We start from the raw sequence: 19,482 nt of genomic DNA on the forward strand, positions 1-19,482 counted from the left end.
TGAAGCGGTGAGGGTGGCGCGAGACACCGTTGTAAGATTGGCGAAGGCCGGAGCGACAGCCAATCTCCCCCCTTGCGGGGGAGATGTCCGGCAGGACAGAGGGGGGTGTAAAGGAACGCCAGCGTTCCTTCTTGCCCACTTTCATTTCGGTCACTTTCTGAGAACGCAATGGCTGCCGGTTGAGACGCTGGCGGGACAGCACTCCCCTCTGTCCTGCCGGACATCTCCCCCGCAAGGGGGGAGATCAGCCCTCGCCTCGGTTTTCGCTAATCGCCAGCGCGGAGTGGCCTGAGCATGGGTCACGACCTCGTTCCATCGCGTCAGCGCAAGAATGCAAAGTCCATGCGTCGCGTCATGACCGATGCCGAGCTGAAACTGTGGAATGAGTTGCGGGCTCACCGGCTGATGGGGATGAGCTTTCGCCGACAGGTACCGATTGGACCCTACATTGTCGACTTCGCCTGTTCGGCCCACCACCTCGTAGTCGAGGTTGATGGCAGTCAGCATGCCGACGTAGAAGATGCAGAACGCGACAAGGCACGCAGCGCTCAATTGAGTGCCAGTGGCTGGACCATCCTGCGCTTCTGGAACGACGACGTCATCCGCGATATCGACAATGCCTGCCAGCACATCGTCATCGGGGCCGGCTTGGCCGGCGCCGACGTGCCGGCGCCAGCAAGGGAGGAGCTTGTTGCATGATCGACCATCTCGGCATCAATGTCGCCGACTTCGACGCGTCGAAAGCCTTTTATGACCAGGCGATAGCGCCGCTTGGCGCCTCGCTGATCTACATGGTGCCACTGGAATATACCGGCGGCGCCAAGGTCGGCGGTTATGGCCGCGACCGGCCGGTGTTCTGGCTGCAGGCCAGCGATGACAAGCCGAGGACCCATCAGCACGTCGCCTTCACCGCGCGCAGCCGCGCCGAGGTCGACGCCTTCCATGCCGCGGCGCTCGCCGCCGGCGGCAAGGACAATGGCGGGCCGGGGCTGCGCCCGCACTATCACCCGGACTATTACGGCGCCTTCGTCTTGGATCCCGACGGCAACAATGTCGAGGCCGTCTGCCATGCGCCCGAATGACTATGAAACGGAGTGAAACGCCATGAGCCTCGACAACCGGCCGATCTACACCGGCGGCTGCCAGTGCGGCGCGGTGCGCTTTCGCGTCGAGGGTGCGCTGGGTGACGCCTCAATCTGCCATTGCCGCATGTGCCAGAAGGCGTTCGGCTCATTTTACGCGCCCCTGGTCTCGGTGCGTGGCGCCAAACTCGACTGGACGCGCGGCGAACCGAAATATTTCGCCTCGTCCAGCCATGTCGATCGTGGCTTTTGCGCCAATTGCGGCACGCCGCTGACCTTTACCGCGCCCGATGGCGTTGGTCTCGCCATTGGCGCCTTCGACGATCCGGCCGAAATCGTGCCGCTGATCCAGTGGGGCATGGAGGCAAAACTTCCCTATGTCGACACCCTTCCGCAATTGCCGGGCGAGGACACTATGGCCGACATGTCGTCGGCTCCGTATCTGGCCGATCTCGTCTCCTACCAGCATCCCGACCATGACACCGACCAATGGGACACCGAACACCGGCCGCCAGAGGGAAAATCATGACCGATGAAGTTCGAACCGGCGGCTGCCAGTGCGGCGCCGTGCGTTTCCGCATCAAGGGCAAGCTTGGCCGGGCGTCCATCTGCCATTGCCGCATGTGCCAGAAACAGTTCGGGTCTTTTTTTGGCGCCCTGGTGACAGTGCCCAAGGATGGCGTCGAATGGGTGCGCGAGGAGCCGACCTACTTCCAGTCGTCGGTCAACATCGATCGCGGCTTCTGTGCCCGCTGCGGTACACCGCTGACCTATCGCCAACCTGGCGCACTGGAGATCGCCATCGGCGCCTTCGACGACCGCTCCGATCTGGCGCCGCAGATCCAGGTCAACTACGCGGTCCGATTGCCTTGGGTGGAAACGATCTTTGACCAGCCCGTGCATCAGGATCCGGATTTCTACTCCCGCCAGGAGCAGATCATCTCGTTCCAGCATCCCGACCACGAAACCACGGACTGGCCCGCGCACGGCCTGAAGATATGAGCAATGAAATGAACAGTGAACTTCGTACTCTTTATCCCGAGATCGAGCCCTTCGAGTCCGGCATGCTCGATGTCGGCGACGGCCATCATATCTATTGGGAGCGCTCCGGAACCAGGGGCGCCAAGCCGGCCGTGTTCCTGCATGGCGGTCCTGGCGGCGGCTTCTCGCCAAAACATCGGCAATTGTTCGACCCGAAGCTTTACGACGTCATCCTGTTCGACCAGCGCGGCTGCGGGAAATCGACACCCAACGCCTCGCTCGAGGCCAACACCACCTGGCACCTGGTTGCCGACATCGAGCGGCTGCGTGAGATGTGCGGCTTCGAAAAATGGCTGGTGTTCGGCGGCTCGTGGGGCTCGACGCTGGCGCTGGCCTATGCCGAGAAGCATCCTAATCGCGTCAGCGAGCTTGTCGTGCGCGGTATCTACACGCTGACCCGCGCCGAACTCGAATGGTACTATCAGTTCGGCGTCTCCGAAATGTTCCCCGACAAATGGGAGCGTTTCCAGGCGCCGATCCCTGAAGCCGAGCGCGGCGACATGATGGCCGCCTACCGCAAACGGCTTGTTGGCTCCGACCGCAATGCGCAGATGGAAGCCGCGCTTGCCTGGAGCCTGTGGGAAGGTGAGACGATCACGCTGCTACCGGAGCCGGAGACCAGCGACAAGTTCGGCGAGGACGACTTCGCCATCGCCTTTGCCCGCATCGAGAACCACTATTTCGTCCACGCCGGCTGGCTGGAGGAGGGGCAGCTTCTCCGCGATGCGCATAAGCTCGCGGATATTCCCGGCACAATCGTCCACGGCCGCTACGACATGCCGTGCCCGGCGCGCTATGCCTGGGCCCTGCACAAGGCCTGGCCGAAGGCGGATTTCCACCTCATCGAAGGCGCCGGCCATGCCTATTCGGAGCCGGGGATTCTGGATCGGCTGATACGCGCGACGGATGGGTTTGCGGGGAAATGACAGCGCGCGGCACCCCCCTCTGTCCTGCCGGACATCTCCTCCTCAAGGGGGGAGATTGCCTGTCATCGGGCCTTTCGCAAATCTCCGTCGCTGCGGGAAAAGATCCGACGCTAAAGCTGCCGATCTCCCCCCTTGAGGGGGAGATGGCCGGCAGGCCAGAGGGGGGTGCTCGCGCGCCAACAGAACAATGACAAAGCAACGCCTCTATCTCTTCGACACAACCCTCCGCGATGGCCAGCAGACGCCGGGCATCGACTTTTCCGTCGAGGACAAGATCGCGATTGCCAAGCTGCTCGATGAGTTCGGCATGGACTATGTCGAAGGCGGCTATCCCGGCGCCAATCCGACCGACACCGCCTTCTTCCAGCAGAAGCGAACGGCGAAGGCAAAGTTCGTCGCCTTCGGCATGACCAAGCGGGCAGGCGTGTCGGCGTCCAACGACCCGGGCCTGGCAGCGCTCGTGCAGTCCAAGTCCGACGCCATCTGCTTCGTCGCCAAGAGCTGGGACTATCATGTCCGCGTCGCGCTCGGCTGCACCAATGAGGAAAACCTCGACTCGATCAACGCGTCGGTCGAAGCAGCTGTTGCCGCCGGCAAGGAAGCGATGGTCGATTGCGAGCATTTCTTCGACGGCTTCAAGGCCAATCCCGACTATGCGCTGGCCTGCGCCAGGACCGCCTATGATGCCGGCGCGCGCTGGGTGGTGTTGTGCGACACCAATGGTGGCACGCAGCCCTCGGAAGTGCGCGCCATCGTCGACAAGGTCATTGTTTCAGGCATTCCGGGCGGCCATCTCGGCATCCATGCCCATGACGACACCGGCCAGGCGGTGGCCAATTCGCTCGCCGCCGTCGAGGCCGGCGTGCGCCAGATCCAAGGCACGCTGAACGGCATCGGCGAGCGCTGCGGCAACGCCAATCTGGTCTCGATCGTACCGACGCTGGCGCTGAAGCCGGCCTTCGCCAATCGCTTCGAAACTGGCATCTCGGTTGAAGCGTTGACCGGTATTTCACGGCTTTCCCGCGCCTTCGACGAATTGCTGAACCGCGCTCCGGAAGCGCAGGCGCCCTATGTCGGCGCCTCGGCCTTCGCCACCAAGGCCGGCATCCATGCCTCCGCACTGGCCAAGGAGCCGGCGACCTATGAACATGTGCCGCCCGAGGCGGTAGGCAACCGCCGCCGCGTTATGGTTTCGGACCAGGGCGGCAAGGCCAATTTCCTCGCCGAGCTGAAGCGGCGCGGCATCGATGTGCCCAGAGACGACCATCGTCTCGATGCGCTGATCTCGGTGGTCAAGGAGCGCGAGGCCGAGGGCTACGCCTATGAGGGCGCCGATGCCTCCTTCGAGCTGTTGGCGCGCAAAATGCTGCACGGCCTGCCGGAGTTCTTCAACGTCACTTCGTTCCGCTGCATGGTCGAGCGCCGCTTCGATGCCAACGGCCAGTTGAAGACGGTCTCCGAAGCCATCGTCAAGGTGATGGTCGAGGGCGAGGAGAAGATGTCGGTGGCCGAAGGCCACGGCCCGGTCAACGCGCTCGACATCGCGTTGCGCAAGGACCTCGGCAAATTCCAGAGCGAGATCGCCGACATGGAGCTCGCCGATTTCAAGGTGCGTATCCTCAATGGCGGCACCGAGGCGATCACTCGCGTCCTGATCGAATCGCATGACGGCACCGGCGCACGCTGGTGGACGGTCGGCGTGTCGGAAAACATAATCGACGCCTCCTTCCAGGCGCTGATGGATTCGATCGTCTACAAGCTGATGAAGAACCGCGACATGGCGGGATTGGTGGCGGCGGAGTAGGGTTGCAAGACGTGGGTTTCCTCGCCCCCCGAAGTGGGGCGAGGAACTGGCGCCGCCCCTTGAGCCATCAGCGGAAGTCCATTGATCCATCATAATTTTGCGATGGTTTTGGATGGCCCACTGGGCCATAGCGTTTGCCATGGCCAGCGACACGATCCAGCCCGACGCCGACTCCAAAGCCCGCAGCGGCTTTCTCCTCGCGCTCGGCGCTTATCTGCTATGGGGCCTGTTGCCCTTCTACATGAAGGCGGTTGCGCATCTGCCGCTGATCGAGGTGATCGCCCACCGCATCGTCTGGTCGGTGCCGATTGCTGCTGCAGTGCTGGTCTGGGCCGGCCGCACAGCCGATTTCAAGGCGGCGATCCGCTCGCCGCGCAGCATCGCCATGGCGGCGCTGACGGCGACCCTGATCTCCGTCAACTGGGCCATCTATGTCTGGGCGATCTCGGTCGACCGCACCGTCGAGACCGCGCTCGGCTATTACATCAACCCACTGGTCAGCATCGTCGTCGGCGCGGCTCTTCTCGGCGAGAAGCTCGACCGGCTGCAGATCGCGGCCGTGGCACTGGCGGCGATCGCCGTTGCCGTGCTCACCGTTGACGCCGGCAAATTGCCCTGGGTGTCGCTGGCGCTGGCCTTTTCCTTCGCCGCCTACGGCTTCTTCCGCAAGACGCTGCCGATCGGCCCGAGCCAGGGCTTTCTGCTCGAAGTGCTTTTGCTCTCGGTGCCGGCGCTTGCCTACATCGTCTTCCTGGTCGTCAACGGCCAGGACCATTTCATCTCCAGCAACGGCACCGATATGGCTTTGCTCATCGGCTGCGGCCCAGTCACCTCGGTGCCGCTGCTTCTGTTCGCCTTCGGCGCCAAGCTTCTGCGCCTCTCCACCATCGGCATCATGCAGTACATCGCACCGACCATGGTGTTCCTGATCGCCGTGCTGATTTTCGACGAGCCGTTCGGCACCACGCAAGCAATTGCCTTCGCGCTGATCTGGGCGGCATTGGCGATGTATTCCTGGTCGATGTTTCGTGGCCGTGAAATCCGCCCGGTGGCGTTGGCCCCGAAGTAGGGAGCCTTTCGATGTACGTGCTGCATATCGCCAACAAGAACTATTCGTCATGGTCGCTGCGGCCATGGGTGCTGATGCGCACCCTCGACATTCCGTTCGAGGAGCAATTGACGCCGTTTCCGACCGGGCCCAGTTTCGATCTCTACCGGGCGTTCTCGCCCAGCGGGCGCGTGCCTTGCCTGGTGGATGACGGCTGGGCTGTCTGGGATTCGCTGGCTATTGCCGAGTATCTCGCCGAGCGCCACCATGGTGTGTGGCCTGCCGAGGCCAAGGCGCGAGCCTGGGCGCGCTCGGCCGCCGCCGAAATGCATTCTGGTTTCACGGCCTTGCGCGGCGCATGCCCGATGAATTGCGGCTTGCGGGTGAAACCGTTGCCGATGTCGGACGCGCTGAAGCAGGATCTGTTCCGTTTGGGCGATCTCTGGAACGATGGCCTTGCCCTGTTCGGCGGGCCGTTCCTTGCCGGCGGCCATTTCACCGCAGTCGATGCCTTCTTCGCCCCGGTGGCGTTCCGCGTCCAGTCCTATGGATTGTCTTTCGAAGGTGCTGCTGCCGCCTATCCCGCGCAATTGCTCGGCCTGCCGGCGATGCAGGACTGGTATGCGGCGGGTCTCGCCGAGACTTGGCGGGAGCCGGACCATGAAGCGGAGGAGGTCGCTGCCTCCGGCACTATCGTCGAGGATCTTCGCGCTACGGCGTGATGGGCAGCGGGGCCTCTCTCACTATTCACTATCACATCTTATCAATCACCGACTGCACGCCTTCCGTCGGGGCATCGACCGACGACCCCGCCACCATGATGGCGGCGACGATTGCCTCGGGGTCTTCGACCACCAGCGGCCTGACCCGCTGTGCGGTGTGGATGAAGCCTTCGCTGGCCATATGGTCGAGCAGCGCCAGCATCGGATCCCAGAACCCTTGAACGTTGGCGAAGACGATCGGCTTGCGGTGATGGCCGAGCTGGCCCCAGGTCATGATCTCGACGATTTCCTCGACCGTGCCGATGCCGCCGGGCAGCGCCACAAAGGCGTCGGATTTCTCGAACATCTTGTGCTTGCGCTCGTGCATGTTGTCGGTGATCAGCAACTCGTCGAGCCGGTCAAGCGCGGTTTCGGTCGCCTCCTTGTTGATGAGGAAGCGCGGAATGATGCCCGTTACCTTGCCGCCGGCCTTGAGCGCGCCTTCGGCGACTGCGCCCATAATGCCTTTGGTGCCGCCGCCATAGACCAGCCGCAGGCCGGCTTTGGCGAGCGAGCGGCCAAGCAGGTGCCCGGCCTTGGCATAGATTTCATCGCGGCCCGGCGACGAGCCGCAGTAGACGCAGACGGATCGAATCGTGTTCATGCGTGATTGGTGATTGGGTCTGAATGCGGGGTCAAGCCCCTGAGGCTGACAAGCCCGGGCTTTTTCTTGTCGGTCCAGATAAAACACGCTAGACCGGCTTTAGGTGGCTAAGGGGCAGGGAAATATGGCAATTAATCCTTTGAAGGCGTTTCTGTTCGCGGCGGGTGGGACCGTCGCGATCGTCGGAACCGCCTATGTATCGGGCGCACTCGACCCGTATCTCAACCCCAAGCCGCCAGCGGAGATTGCAGCGCTGACGCCGCCGGCTGAGAAGCCGGCCGATTCCGGGACCGAGGGAAGGCTGCCGCCGGCGCCTGCCGCGCCCGCCGATGTCAAGGCTCCGGCTGCACCTGCGGACGCAACCGCTCCCGCGACCGAAGCTGCGGCTCCGGCGGCACCTGCCGCGCCGGCTGCAGCCCCAGCAACTCCCGCGCCGGCCACGGCCGGGCCGGTTGCGCCGAGCTTCGACGTCGTGCGCGTCGAAGGCAATGGCTCGATCGTCATTGCCGGCAATGCGGCCCCGAATGCGAAGGTGGAGATTCTCAACGGCTCGACGGTGCTCGGCTCGACGGTCGCCGGTCCGGACGGCGCCTTCGTCATCGTCCTCGACGATCCACTGAAGCCCGGCGACTATACGATTGCGCTGCGCTCGACGACCGGCGAAGTGGTTACGCCTTCGGTGCAGACCGCCGTCGTTTCGGTTCCCAAGGACGCCGCCGGCCAGGTGCTGGCGATGGTCGAGGAACCCGGCAAGCCGGCCGAGCTGCTTAGCGTCCCGGCGCCTGAGACCAAGCCCGCGGCACCGGCCGGCGATCAGGCTGCTGCCCCAGCCGCTGAGGCGCCTGCTACGGCAGCGCCTGCCGTGGCCGCGGCAGCGCCTGCCGCTCCCGCTGAAACAGCACCTGCTGCTCCGGCTGTGGAAGCCGCAACTGCCCCTGCAGCGCCAGCAGTACCTGCAACGCCGCCGGCTGCCGCCGTGGCTGAACCCAAGATCGTCGTCGAAGCGGTCGAGATCGACGGCAACAAGATCTTCGTTGCCGGTCTGGCTGACGCCGGCCGCAAGGTGCGCGCCTATGCCAACGATATCCTGCTTGGCGATGCGGTGACCTCGCCCGACGGTCATTTCCTGGTCGAGGCAACGCGCGATATCCCGGTCGGCAACTACACCATCCATGTCGACGGTCTCGATGCCGACGGCGTGAAGGTGGTAGCGCGTGCCGCCGTGCCGTTCGAGCGCGAACCCGGCGAGGCGATCGCCGCCGTGGCGCCCGCGGAGGCCAAGCCCACCGAGACCAAGCCCGCCGAAGCAAAGCCTGCTGAGCCGGCCGCACCGGCTGCTGCCGAAGCACCGGCCGCTCCGAAGCCTGCGGCGCCAGCCACTATCGCGGCTGCCCCTGCGAAGCCCGCACCAGCTGCTGCCGCATCCGCACCAGCCGCACCGGCGGCTGAAGCGCCGGCTCCGGCTGCCCCGGCGGTTGCCGGGGCACCTGCGGCACCGGCAGCGCCTGCCGCTGAGGTTCCAGCCGTCGTCGCGGCGGCAACGCCCGATGTGCCAGAGACGGTGGCGCCAAAGCTTGAACATGCCGACGGCGCGGTGATCATCCGCAGGCACGACACGCTGTGGCGGATCTCACGGCGCGTCTACGGTCACGGCGTGCGCTTCTCGACCATCTATCTCGCCAACCAGGACCAGATCAGTGATCCCGACCGCATCTGGCCGGGGCAGGTGTTCAAGGTTCCGGAAAAGTCCAAGGAAGGCGAAGCCGCCGACCTCAAGGCGATGGGCGAGCAGGTGACAACGGCGCCGGTGAAGACGCAGTAGCGGCCGAGCGCTTGATCTCCCCCCTTGAGGGGGAGATGGCCGGCAGGCCAGAGGGGGTCGCCGCGCATAGAACGCCGACCTTCTCTTTGCTGCAAACGACGTTGCGTCAGGACGTACCGACCCCCTCTGTCGCCTTCGGCGACATCTCCCCTCGAGGGGGGAGATTAGGTCGCTCTACCCATCGGGATAGCTTGCCACGCACCCGTTCATCGTCTATCGCCGATGAACGATGGCAGACTCGCTCGCTGAACCAGACCACGCAAACTGCGCACCGCCCCAAAGCCGCGCCGTTGCCGCGAGCTTCGCCGCACTCTCGCACCCGGCGCGCATCGAGATCCTTAGACATCTGTCGGCCAGCCGCTCCTGCTGCTGCCGTGAGGTTGTCGACCATCTCGACCTCGCGCAGTCGACGGTCTCCCAGCATCTGAAAATCCTGGTCGAAGCAGGCTTGGTCCGCTTCGAGCCCGACCGCCAGCGCTCGCGCTATCAACTCGACCGCGCCGCGCTCGCCGACGTTTCCGCATCGCTGACCGCACTCGTCAATTCCTGCTGCTCCGGCCGCTGATTTCTCACCCAAAAGGCAAGACAAGTGGCAGAAAAAACCGTTTCCGATAGCTCGACCTTCAGCACCTTGCGCAATCTGTGGCCCTATATGTGGCCGGCCGACCGCCCCGATCTCAGGGCACGCGTCACTTGGGCAACGCTGCTTCTGGTCGTTGCCAAGCTGACACTGGTTGCCGGGCCGTACTTCTTCAAATGGGCGACCGATTCTCTGGCCGGTGACGCCAAATCGCCGCCGCCGCTGCCATCCTTCCTGCTGGCGCCGGTGATGCTGGTCGTCGCCTACAATGTCGTGCGGCTGGTGCAACTCGGCTTCAACCAGCTGCGCGATGCGCTGTTTGCCCGCGTCGGCCAGTATGCGGTGCGCCAGCTTGCGTTCCGCACCTTCGTTCACATGCACCAGCTGTCGCTGCGCTTTCACCTCGAGCGCCGCACCGGCGGCCTGTCGCGCATCATAGAGCGCGGCACCAAGGGCATCGAGACGATCGTGCGCTTCATCATGCTGAACACGGCGCCGACTATCCTCGAATTCGCGCTGACCACCGGCATCTTCGCCTACACTTATGGCTGGAAATATGTGGTCGTGGTGGCGGCCACGGTGTGGCTCTACGTCTGGTTCACGGTGCGCGCCAGCGACTGGCGCATCTCGATCCGCCGCGACATGAATGACAGCGACACCGACGCCAATACCAAGGCGATCGACTCGCTGCTCAACTACGAGACCGTCAAATACTTCAACAACGAGGGTATGGAGGCTGAGCGCTTCGACCGTTCGATGGCGCGCTATGAAATGGCGGCGACCAGGATATGGACCTCGCTCGGTTGGCTGAATTTCGGCCAGGGCATCATCTTCGGCCTCGGCACCGTCATCGTCATGTGCATGTCGGCGCTGGAGGTGCAGGCCGGCACGCAGACGGTCGGCGACTTCGTCTTCATCAACGCTATGCTGATGCAGCTTTCGGTGCCGCTCAATTTCATCGGCTTCATCTACCGCGAAATCCGCCAGGGGCTGACCGACATCGAGCAGATGTTCGACCTGCTCGATGTGCCGCAGGAGATCACCGACAAGCCCGATGCCAAGCTACTCGCCGTTACAGCCGGCAAGGTCGAGTTCCGCGACGTGCATTTTGCCTATGATCCGAACCGCAAGATCCTGAAAGGTGTCTCCTTCGAGGTGCCGGCCGGCAAGACGGTCGCCATTGTCGGACCGTCCGGCGCCGGCAAGTCGACTATTTCGCGGCTGCTATTCCGCTTCTACGACGTCCAGGGCGGTCAGGTGCTGATCGACGGCCAGGATGTCAGGGATGTGACCCAGCAGAGCCTGCGCGGCGCGATCGGCATGGTGCCGCAGGACACCGTGCTGTTCAACGACACCATCGCCTACAACATCCGTTACGGTCGCATCGGTGCCAGCGAAAAGGATATGCAGAAAGCCGCCGAGCTTGCCCAGATCGGCCCGTTTATCGAACGGCTGCCGGAAGGTTATCGCTCGATGGTCGGTGAGCGCGGGCTAAAGCTGTCGGGCGGCGAAAAGCAGCGCGTGGCGATTGCCCGCACGATTTTGAAGGCGCCGCCGATCCTGATGCTCGACGAGGCGACCTCGGCGCTGGACAGCCACACCGAACAGGAAATCCAGGCCGCCCTCGACCTGGTCAGCAAGGGCCGCACCACCATCGTCATTGCGCATAGGTTGTCGACGGTGATCACCGCCGACGAGATCATCGTGCTCAAGGACGGCGAGATCGCCGAGCGCGGCACCCATGCCGAGCTGATGCAAAAGCATGGCCTCTACGCGTCGATGTGGGACCGCCAGCGCGAAGCGACAGAAGCCGAAGAGAGGCTTCGAGTTGCACGCGAGAGCGATGAGCTGGGTGTGGTTGTGCGCAGGCGGACTTCGGAGGTGAGCTAGGCGGCGGAGCGCCAATCTCCCCCCTTGAGGGGGAGATGTCGCCGAAGGCGACAGAGGGGTCGCCGCGCGTGGAGCGCTAACCTTCATCGGTCGCAAGGGGGGCGCATCCAGTCGAACCGACCCCCTCTGGCCTGCCGGCCATCTCCCCCTCAAGGGGGGAGATATGCAGCGTCGTCGCCATCATCACCACGGAAAATTTCCCCTTGACCTCAACCTAAGTTGAGATCGCAAACCGTTCCTGAGCCACCGAACCCAAGTCGTTCAAGAACGGAGACAGATTCAAATGGATAAACTTGCCGAGGCAGCCGTGTTCAGGGTCGACAAATTCGTCGTTCCTGCCGAGGCCCGTGAAGAAATCCTTCGCAAGGTCAGGGCAACGCATGAACTGCTGCGCCTGCAGCAAGGCTTCGTCCAGGATTTCGTGCTCGAGCAATTTTCGGGTCCGGGTGAGTTCAACCTGGTCACCATTGTCGAATGGGAAAACCAGGCGGCCGTCGACAATGTCGTGCCGATCGTCAAGGCGGCCCACGAGCGGGCGGGCTTCAACCCGCAGGAGACCATTGCCCGGCTGGGTGTGAAGGCCGATTTCGCCAACTATCAGCGTCTGCCTGAGATGTAGGAGGGCCAGCCCGTGCCAGGTGCTGGCGCCTCGACGCTCAGCACCTGGCCGGTGCGGACATCGCTGATCATGTTCTCGAAACCACGCCATTCGGCGGCGACGATGAACAGTGTCGTGCCATCCGGCCCGCCCAGCATGCAGGCAAAGCAGCCGCGATCGGCATCGACTGTCTGCAACACCTCGCCACCTTCGCGCACCCGCACACAGCGTTTGTTGGGAACATCCGCATACCAGGCAGTTCCTTCGGCATCGAGGCAGACGCCGTCGGGAAAGCCATCGAGATCGGCCCAGACCCGGCGGTTGGAAAGCCCGCCATCCTCCGCGATATCGAAGGCGGTCAGCCGGTTGGCATGCGACTCCGCCACGATCAGTGTCCTGTTGTCCGGCGTCACCGCCATGCCGTTGGCGAAAGCGATGTTCTCGGCCACTTGTCGAACCGAGCCGTCCGGCGTGATCAGCACGATGGTGCCGGGCCCGAAATGCTCGCCCGGTGCAGGCGCCGACCCGCCGCCATTGACATAGATGTTGCCGCGCCCGTCGACGACGATCTCGTTCCACGGGCTGTTTGACAGCGACCGAAGATCGGCATGGGTGGCCAGCGTTCCATCCGCCTCCTGCCGCAGCAACAAGCCATCCCGACCCGAGACGATCAGCAATCGGCCATCCGGCAACCAGTCGATCGAATAGGGCAGGATGGCCGGCACGGTGAGCATCACCTGGTTCCCGCCGTCCTCATCCACCGCGACGATCTCTCCGGTTCCCCAGTTGCAGAGCCACAGGCGTCCGTCGTGCCAGCGGGGAGACTCTCCGAAAGCGAGGCCTTCTGTAATGACCTTGGCGTTCAGGGCGACTGATTTCGAGGATGGCATCTCTGACCCTGGTTTGTCGACTCGCCGCAATTCGGCATTGTCGCGAAGCGCTTTCCTGCCAAGGACGTATGAATCTGTGGCGCCCCGACACCGTCGACAATTTCGGCAAACCATCGTGCGGATGCCTCTGGATCAGAGTGCCTTTAATCCTTGAGGGCAGCTGATATTGTCGCGTCGGAAATAACCCGTTCGCGCAAGTTTTGCGACCAAGAGAGTATTTTCGATGTTCGGTTTCTTTTCCCGCAAATCCAAGAAAACGCCCGAGAAGTCGGCATCAGATTCTGGAAAGCAGTTGGAATTCGGCCTGCCGTTGCCGGTCGTCGTACTGCGTTCGAACGTCGAGGATCCTGATGAAGAGCCGTTTTTCTCGTCTTCGCTGTCATGCAATTCGTCACAGCGATGGTTTCCAAAGGACTCTATCGTTATCCCGAAATCGACACCAAGGCGATGCAGGTCCTTCATGCCGACTCGTACTCTTCGGAGGTAAAGAACGGTCAATTCATCCACAATGCCGGGCAGGAAATCGGCGCCATGATTGCCAACGCACGAGCTGGACTCACTGCTTGTGGCGCAAAGGGCCAGCTTGCGACTTTGGAAAAGATGTCCAGCTGGATTGCAGACCACCCAACGAAGCCGCCCAGCAGACGGGCTTCGAGGGCGGGCGGGATGATTTTCTCGATACACTTGATCATGCGTTCTACGTTGCGGATGAGGCCGCGCCCATGGAAAACCTTTTGGCGCGCTGGATCGCGTCATGGCCTGATCTGCAAGTTGTCGATAGTGACGATTACGACGACGTCATACACCGGCTGGTGATGGCCAATCCGAAGCGCGAAGCAGGCTTCTTCATAACTCCGTTGGCAACTTGGCAGGCCAGATGATCTTGAGCTGGCGCGATGTCGGGGCCGGCCTTGCCTGCGCCAAGATCGCGCCGCCCGAGATCAAAATCGCGTTCGGCACGGCAAGGATGCTGAACATAGAAGGAGAGAAACAGCTGGTTTTTCAACTTCAGACCAGCGCGAAGAAGACCCGACTATGCAGTGCGACGGAGACACACGTCACGGTCTACGAGTACATCGCTCCAGAAGAGTTGCTTGTCATACCGCCAGGCGAGAGCCCGCTAGCGGCTAACGCCCCGAAAGTTGGCGCCAAGCTTGGCATTGCTGAAGAGCCCGAGATCACAGCGGTCATTGAGCTGGCGGAACAATACCATGCTCCCGCCGCCGTCGACCTCCTGCTCCGCAAGGCAGGCTTCGACCCGACGGATGCCATCGTTTCTGCGAATTCGGTGGTGCAGAAGGAGGAAGGAGCAATCGTGAATTGGGTGGTGCTGGCATCAGGCCAAGTCTTCCTTTTCCAATCGTTGCGGAACGGCGGTGTGCTCTTGCGCGGCAAGGATGATGAAAGCCTCGCTGAGGCCGCTATGGCCGAGCTCAATGCCCACTTTGATCGCTCCGCTGCGGCGGGTTAGCGACAGCAAGCCTACTTTTTCTCCGTCAGGAAGAACGTGCCATCGGCATGGCCGTTGGCACCGCATGACAGGGGCTCCGATTTGCCATCCTTGCCGGCGCCGCTCTGCTCGACGACAAGCGCATCGCCGTCGCGTCGGAAGGTAAAGACAAAACCGGTTGGGTTGTCGTTGTCGACGGCACGGTCGACCAGCCGCAGAGTGTTGCGCTCCTCGACCGTGCCGTCGATCTCGCATGACCCACTTCCCCAGACTGGATTGGAAACGACATCTTCCGAGATTTCGACCTTGCCTCCGCCAACAGCCTTGATGTCGACGCTGCCGCGCACGCTGCTCCATGTGCCGATCAAACCTGCATCGGGGGGCTTGCGTATGCCGGACAGGAAGGTTGCGCGGTCGCGCAGGAATTCGCCGAGATCGAAAGTCTGTTGGTTCTTGGGCGAACTTTCGTTGAAGCCGGCGATCTGGTCGCGATACGCGATGAAATCGCTTTGGTCGTCCCGCAGCGCCTTGCCGGCATGAGCATCGAGCCTCTTCAGCAGCGCGGTATAATTCTTCGCGACGTCGGCATCGGCTTGCGCCAGGACCGGATCGGCGCAAATGGCCTTTTCCGCCACGCTGGCGGCCTTGGCGCAGTCGAAGGATGGCTTGCCTTGCGCAACTGCGTGGTCGCTCGCTGCCACAAGTACGGTCAAAACGGCACCCACGGCTGACGATCGTATGGCAACAAGATACGTTTTGCCTGAATTTGGCGCCATGGCAGTCGGCCTTTTCGCCGCGCGTTCAGCCGGCGTTGACCCGAATTCTGGCGGCAAAGCAGCCGACAGGCAAGCACGTCACCGTTCCTGCCGGCTGCGGACGATGCGGCCTTGCCCAATGTTGCGTTGCGGCAGCGGAGCCTTTCCGGTATTGAGGCCGGACCTGAAACAGGGACCGCCCCCATCCCATGAGCCCCATCCGATGAGCCTTGTCGATTCGATCAAGAATGCCTTCGTTCCGATCCATCGCGAGGGCTATCCGTTCATTGCCGCCTTTGGTGCGGGCACGCTGTTCCTGGGCTATTTCTCCTCGGTGCTGTTCTGGATCGGCCTGATCCTGACCGCCTGGTGCGTCTATTTCTTCCGTGACCCCGAGCGTGTCACCCCGGTCGATGACAGGCTGGTGGTCAGTCCCGCCGACGGCGTCATCTCGGCGGTCGGCCCGGCCGTGCCGCCGCGCGAGCTTGGCCTCGGCAACACCGAGATGACCCGCATCTCGGTGTTCATGAACGTCTTTTCCTGCCATGTGAACCGCGCTCCGGTGCGCGGCCGCATCACCAAAATCGAGCACCGGCCGGGCAAATTCCTGAACGCCGAACTCGACAAGGCAAGCTCGGAGAACGAGCGCAACGGGCTGGTCATAGACAGTCCCAACGGCATCGTTGTCGCCGTGCAGATTGCCGGCCTAGTGGCGCGCCGCATCGTCTGCTGGGCCGAGACCGGCGGCTCCATTGCCGTCGGCGAACGCTTTGGCCTGATCCGCTTCGGCTCGCGCGTCGATGTCTTCCTGCCGTCGACCGCGGTGCCGCGCGTCGCCGTCGGCCAGACGGCGGTCGGAGGTGAAACCGTGCTCGCCGAATTCGGCGGCGTCTCCGCAACCCCGCTCGTCAGGATTTCGTAAGCGGTGGGCGCGCCGTTCAAAAAGTTCGAGGCCCATGGCAGCGGCGGCCCGCGCATCCGCGAGATTCCGATGCGCATGGTGCTGCCTAATCTGGTCACCGTGCTTGCCATCTGCGCCGGCCTGTCCGGCATCCGCTTCGGCTTCGAGGGCCGTTTCGAGCCGGCCGTGGTGATGGTGCTGCTCGCCGCCTTCCTGGACGGCATAGACGGGCGCCTGGCGCGCATGTTGAAGGCGACATCCAAATTCGGCGCGCAGATGGATTCGCTGGCCGACATCGTCAATTTCGGCGTCGCACCAGCACTGGTGCTCTACGCCTTCCTGCTCGACCGCGCCGGCTCATTCGGCTGGATCGCAGCCCTTCTGTTCACCATCGCCTGTGGCCTGCGGCTGGCGCGCTTCAACGTGCTCGACGAAGACCATGACCGGCCGATCTGGCAGAGCGAATACTTCGTCGGCGTGCCGGCGCCGGCCGGCGCTGTGCTGGTTATGCTGCCGCTCTATCTGTCGTTCCTGCGGCTCGGTCTCGAGCCCGACCGCTTGACGGCCTTCGTCGCCACCGGCTTCACCGTCCTGGTCGCTTTCCTGCTGGTCAGCCGGCTGCCGGTCTATTCCGGCAAAAGCCTGAAAGTGCCGGGCGACAAGGTGCTGCCGATCATCCTGGCGGTCGTTCTCTACGTCCTGCTGTTGATGACCTATCCCTGGTACACGCTGACCGCCTCTGTCGCAGGCTATCTCATCTTCCTGCCTTTCAGCGTGCGGGCGTATTCGAAGCGCGCCAAGCGCGAGGGCGAAAAAGTGCCGCCGTCGGATATTGGGTAGTTGACATCTCCCCCCTTTAGGGGGAGATGTCGCCGAAGGCGACAGAGGGGGTCGGTACGCCCCGGACGCGACCTCGTTTGAGCGAAGAGGACGTCGGCGCTTCACGCGAGGCGACCCCCTCTGGCCTGCCGGCCATCTCCCCTCAAGGAGGGAGATACGCTAAGCCGCCAGGCCCAGCCCCAGCTTCTCGATCGCCAGGTTCCGCGTCGAGACATAATCCGTCTTGCCGGAACCCAGCACCGGGATCTCCTCGACCTTGACGATGTCGTTGGGCACCATCAGTTCGGCCGCACCTGCCTTCTTGCCGAAGGCGCGCAGTTCTTCCGGATCGGCGTCGTCGGCGGTGGTGACCAGCACGATGCGCTCGCCCCGCCTCTTGTCCGGCACCGCCACCGCGGCGTGGCGCTCTTCCGGCCACAGCGACTGCACCAGCATCTCGACGGCGCCCAACGACACCATCTCGCCAGCGATCTTGGCGAAGCGTTTTGCCCGGCCGCGAATGGTGATGAAGCCTTCGCGGTCGACCGAGACGATGTCGCCGGTGTCGTGCCAGCCGTCCAGCGGCTGCAATTCGCCGGGCCGGTCAGCGGTCATGTAGCCCATCATCAAATTCGGCCCGTCGAGCCACAGGCGGCCGGCACCCTCGATACCCTCGACCGGTTCGAGCTTCATGCGCATCGCCGGCAACAGCCGTCCGACCGTGCCGTCGCGACCATGGATGGCGGTGTTGACGGCGACGACGGGAGCGGCCTCCGTCAGCCCGAACCCCTCGATGATCGAGGCATCGAAGCGCTCGCGATAAACGCGCCGCGTCTCCGGCTTCACCGCTTCCGCGCCGGCGACGACGAAGCGCAGGCTGGAGAAATCGCCATCCTTGGCGGTGCGGGCATAGTTGGCGAGGAAAGTGTCGGTGCCGAACATGATGGTCGGCTTCACCTTGCGGGCGATCTCCGGGATGATCTTGTAGTGCAGCGGTGACGGGTAGAGGAACAGTTTTACCCCGGTCACCAGCGGCAGGATGGTACCGCCGGTCAGGCCGAAAGAGTGAAAAACCGGCAGCACGTTGAGCAGGATGTCGGACGGCGAAATGGTAATGCGCGCCTCAGCCTGCATGGCGTTGGCGTGGAGATTGCGATGCGACAGCACCACGGCCTTGGGCGTGCCTTCCGAGCCTGAGGTGAACAGGATTGCGGCGGGCTTGGCCGCATCCTGCCGCTGCAGCGGGAACCGCCAGAGCACCGCTGCTGCGAGCTTTTCCAGCGTCGTGACGCTTGCGCGCACATCCTCCAGCCACAGCATCTTGGCGCCGCCGGCCTCGACCGCGGCGATGATGTCGGCAAGCGCCGCCTTTTCGACGAACGCGCGCGAGGAAACCACCGTTCGGATGACTGCGGTGCGGACCGCGGCCGTGACGCTGGCCGGCCCTGCCGTGTAGTTGATCATCGCCGCTACCCGGCCGGCCGAGAGCAGGCCGACGAAGGACAGCACCACGCCATTGGCGTTGGGCAGCAAAACCCCGACCGCTTCGCCGGGCGCCGCCACCGCCTCGAAACGGCGGCCGAGCACGCGCGCGCCGATGAACATTTTTCGATAGCTGAGCGAGCCGCTGATCACATCCTCGATGATCGGGTGCGAGGCGCCGGTGCGATCCGCGGCATCGCGCATGGCCAGGAACAGGCCGCGATCGAGGTTGCTGCCATAAAGCCGCGCCTCGGCGATGCGGTCGAACAAGGCATTTGTGTTGGAAGCCTGGTCGGGGTTGCGCGCCACCAGTTCGGCAATCGTCATTGGTTCCAGCACGCTGATCGAGAGTTTTGGGAACCAGTGGCGCGGCGCCCGGTTCTTTGGCGTCAAGGAAACCGGCAGGTCGCGCGCGCCGGTGACGAAGATCGGCGCGATGCGGGCGTCGGCCTGCATGGCGATGCGGGTGACGGCGCGGAACAGGCGAAACGTCTTCACATCGGGCTCGACGTCACCGGGCAGATAGACGGCAAGCCGGCCTTTACCCTTCAGCACCCTGACCAGCCGCCGGCTGACGAAGAGATGCTCGGCGTTGAAGGCGATGGTGCGGCCAAGCTCGCGCCAAGGCTCCATCCAGGGCGAGCGCGCCGAGGCCTCGTCGAGAATGTGCAGCGTGTCGTCGGGCAGCAGCGACAGCATCAGCGCCGGCTCGAAGCGTGACTGGTGCGAGACCACATAGATCACCGGCGTCGGCGCGTTGCGGGCAATGCGGATGCGCCGGTCATCGATCCGGTAGGCGAGCTTGAACGGCACATAGAGCAGCGCCTGGGTAAAGCGCAGGTCGAGACGAAACGTCTCGATAGCGCCAATCAGCAGCCAGGCCAGCACGAGGCCTGCAAGCAGCGCCAGTGTCAGGATCATGCCGCGTCTCTCCCAACGGTCCGGTATGCGGCTCTTCGTCCGCTTCGAGAGCAGAGGGTAGCGCAATGGGGAGCAAGGTCAATGCGCGGGTGCGAGGGAGCGGTGTTC

At 63.5% G+C, this 19,482-nt stretch carries 21 protein-coding genes; 16 read left to right on the plus strand and 5 right to left on the minus strand.

The genetic code is table 11. The features are described from left to right. Positions 1-294 precede the first annotated feature (294 nt). The 8 genes from NKI35_RS18500 (at position 295) to NKI35_RS18535 (ending at position 6,623) form a co-directional block, all read left to right on the plus strand. On the plus strand, positions 295-699 hold the full coding sequence (locus NKI35_RS18500) for an endonuclease domain-containing protein (RefSeq protein WP_023742614.1): 405 nt from the start codon (positions 295-297) through the stop codon (positions 697-699). Further along, a complete protein-coding gene (locus NKI35_RS18505; protein WP_023673572.1) occupies positions 696-1,082 on the plus strand; it encodes a VOC family protein in 387 nt (128 codons plus the stop codon). Before NKI35_RS18500 ends, NKI35_RS18505 begins: the two co-directional genes overlap by 4 nt. Before the next feature lie 22 nt (positions 1,083-1,104). Then, the gene (locus NKI35_RS18510) at positions 1,105-1,611 is read left to right on the plus strand and encodes a GFA family protein (RefSeq protein WP_023742613.1); all 507 of its coding nucleotides are present in this window, start codon (positions 1,105-1,107) and stop codon (positions 1,609-1,611) included. Next, positions 1,608-2,084 (plus strand): GFA family protein, encoded by a 477-nt coding sequence (locus NKI35_RS18515; RefSeq protein ID WP_023684470.1) that lies wholly within the window; start codon positions 1,608-1,610, stop codon positions 2,082-2,084. The genes NKI35_RS18510 and NKI35_RS18515 overlap by 4 nt, the downstream gene beginning before the upstream one ends. 8 nt (positions 2,085-2,092) lie before the next feature. Next, entirely contained in the window at positions 2,093-3,049 is a 957-nt protein-coding gene (gene pip / locus NKI35_RS18520) for a prolyl aminopeptidase (protein WP_023742612.1), read from the plus strand. A gap of 187 nt (positions 3,050-3,236) precedes the next feature. Continuing rightward, the gene (gene cimA, locus NKI35_RS18525) at positions 3,237-4,853 is read left to right on the plus strand and encodes a citramalate synthase (RefSeq protein WP_023742611.1); all 1,617 of its coding nucleotides are present in this window, start codon (positions 3,237-3,239) and stop codon (positions 4,851-4,853) included. Positions 4,854-4,992: 139 nt separating this feature from the next. Then, a complete protein-coding gene (gene rarD, locus NKI35_RS18530) occupies positions 4,993-5,922 on the plus strand; it encodes an EamA family transporter RarD (protein WP_023742610.1) in 930 nt (309 codons plus the stop codon). Positions 5,923-5,933: 11 nt separating this feature from the next. After that, positions 5,934-6,623 (plus strand): glutathione S-transferase family protein, encoded by a 690-nt coding sequence (locus NKI35_RS18535; protein ID WP_352741198.1) that lies wholly within the window; start codon positions 5,934-5,936, stop codon positions 6,621-6,623. Between the two features lie 31 nt (positions 6,624-6,654). Here NKI35_RS18535 and NKI35_RS18540 read toward each other — a convergent pair whose 3' ends face one another. After that, positions 6,655-7,266: an LOG family protein gene (locus tag NKI35_RS18540; RefSeq protein WP_023705376.1), complete on the minus strand. Its 612-nt coding sequence runs from the start codon at positions 7,264-7,266 to the stop codon at positions 6,655-6,657. Positions 7,267-7,390: 124 nt separating this feature from the next. Between NKI35_RS18540 and NKI35_RS18545 the strand changes: the two genes are divergently transcribed. The 4 genes from NKI35_RS18545 to NKI35_RS18560 all read left to right on the plus strand — a co-directional run bounded on the left by NKI35_RS18545 (position 7,391) and on the right by NKI35_RS18560 (position 12,177). Beyond that, positions 7,391-9,088, plus strand: coding sequence for a LysM peptidoglycan-binding domain-containing protein (locus NKI35_RS18545; protein ID WP_352741199.1), 1,698 nt, complete (start codon positions 7,391-7,393; stop codon positions 9,086-9,088). A gap of 229 nt (positions 9,089-9,317) precedes the next feature. Then, positions 9,318-9,653 carry an ArsR/SmtB family transcription factor gene (locus tag NKI35_RS18550; protein ID WP_023685665.1) on the plus strand — a complete coding sequence of 112 codons (336 nt, stop codon included), beginning with the start codon at positions 9,318-9,320 and terminating at the stop codon, positions 9,651-9,653. Between the two features lie 24 nt (positions 9,654-9,677). Continuing rightward, positions 9,678-11,558, plus strand: coding sequence for an ABCB family ABC transporter ATP-binding protein/permease (locus NKI35_RS18555; protein ID WP_352741200.1), 1,881 nt, complete (start codon positions 9,678-9,680; stop codon positions 11,556-11,558). Between the two features lie 283 nt (positions 11,559-11,841). Further along, positions 11,842-12,177, plus strand: coding sequence for an antibiotic biosynthesis monooxygenase (locus NKI35_RS18560; RefSeq protein ID WP_352741201.1), 336 nt, complete (start codon positions 11,842-11,844; stop codon positions 12,175-12,177). Here NKI35_RS18560 and NKI35_RS18565 read toward each other — a convergent pair. Continuing rightward, positions 12,156-13,046: an SMP-30/gluconolactonase/LRE family protein gene (locus NKI35_RS18565; protein ID WP_352741202.1), complete on the minus strand. Its 891-nt coding sequence runs from the start codon at positions 13,044-13,046 to the stop codon at positions 12,156-12,158. The genes NKI35_RS18560 and NKI35_RS18565 overlap by 22 nt on opposite strands. Positions 13,047-13,178: 132 nt before the next feature. Further along, positions 13,179-13,508, minus strand: a complete 330-nt coding sequence (locus tag NKI35_RS18570; RefSeq protein ID WP_023743469.1) for a hypothetical protein — start codon at positions 13,506-13,508, stop codon at positions 13,179-13,181. On the opposite strand from NKI35_RS18570, the gene NKI35_RS18575 reads away from it, so the two are divergent. Both NKI35_RS18575 and NKI35_RS18580 read left to right on the plus strand, forming a co-directional pair. Next, on the plus strand, positions 13,494-13,862 hold the full coding sequence (locus NKI35_RS18575; protein ID WP_502882119.1) for a DMP19 family protein: 369 nt from the start codon (positions 13,494-13,496) through the stop codon (positions 13,860-13,862). The genes NKI35_RS18570 and NKI35_RS18575 overlap by 15 nt on opposite strands. 61 nt (positions 13,863-13,923) lie before the next feature. Then, positions 13,924-14,517, plus strand: a complete 594-nt coding sequence (locus tag NKI35_RS18580) for a hypothetical protein (protein WP_352741204.1) — start codon at positions 13,924-13,926, stop codon at positions 14,515-14,517. An 11-nt stretch (positions 14,518-14,528) separates the two neighbouring features. Here the strand turns inward: NKI35_RS18580 and NKI35_RS18585 are convergent, their stop codons facing one another. Then, positions 14,529-15,209: a lysozyme inhibitor LprI family protein gene (locus NKI35_RS18585; protein ID WP_023743472.1), complete on the minus strand. Its 681-nt coding sequence runs from the start codon at positions 15,207-15,209 to the stop codon at positions 14,529-14,531. Positions 15,210-15,390: 181 nt separating this feature from the next. Here NKI35_RS18585 and NKI35_RS18590 point away from each other — a divergent pair, with 181 nt between their 5' ends. Beyond that, positions 15,391-16,173, plus strand: coding sequence for a phosphatidylserine decarboxylase (locus NKI35_RS18590; protein ID WP_352741205.1), 783 nt, complete (start codon positions 15,391-15,393; stop codon positions 16,171-16,173). Between the two features lie 3 nt (positions 16,174-16,176). Beyond that, positions 16,177-16,992 carry a CDP-diacylglycerol--serine O-phosphatidyltransferase gene (gene pssA / locus NKI35_RS18595; RefSeq protein WP_023672701.1) on the plus strand — a complete coding sequence of 272 codons (816 nt, stop codon included), beginning with the start codon at positions 16,177-16,179 and terminating at the stop codon, positions 16,990-16,992. Positions 16,993-17,151: 159 nt separating this feature from the next. On the opposite strand, the gene NKI35_RS18600 is transcribed toward pssA, so the two are convergent. Beyond that, complete coding sequence (locus NKI35_RS18600) at positions 17,152-19,374, minus strand: AMP-binding protein (protein ID WP_352741206.1); 2,223 nt, start codon at positions 19,372-19,374, stop codon at positions 17,152-17,154. Between the last annotated feature and the right edge of the window lie 108 nt (positions 19,375-19,482).

The organism is Mesorhizobium sp. M0676 (assembly GCF_040320535.1).
Taxonomy (GTDB): Bacteria; Pseudomonadota; Alphaproteobacteria; order Rhizobiales; family Rhizobiaceae; genus Mesorhizobium.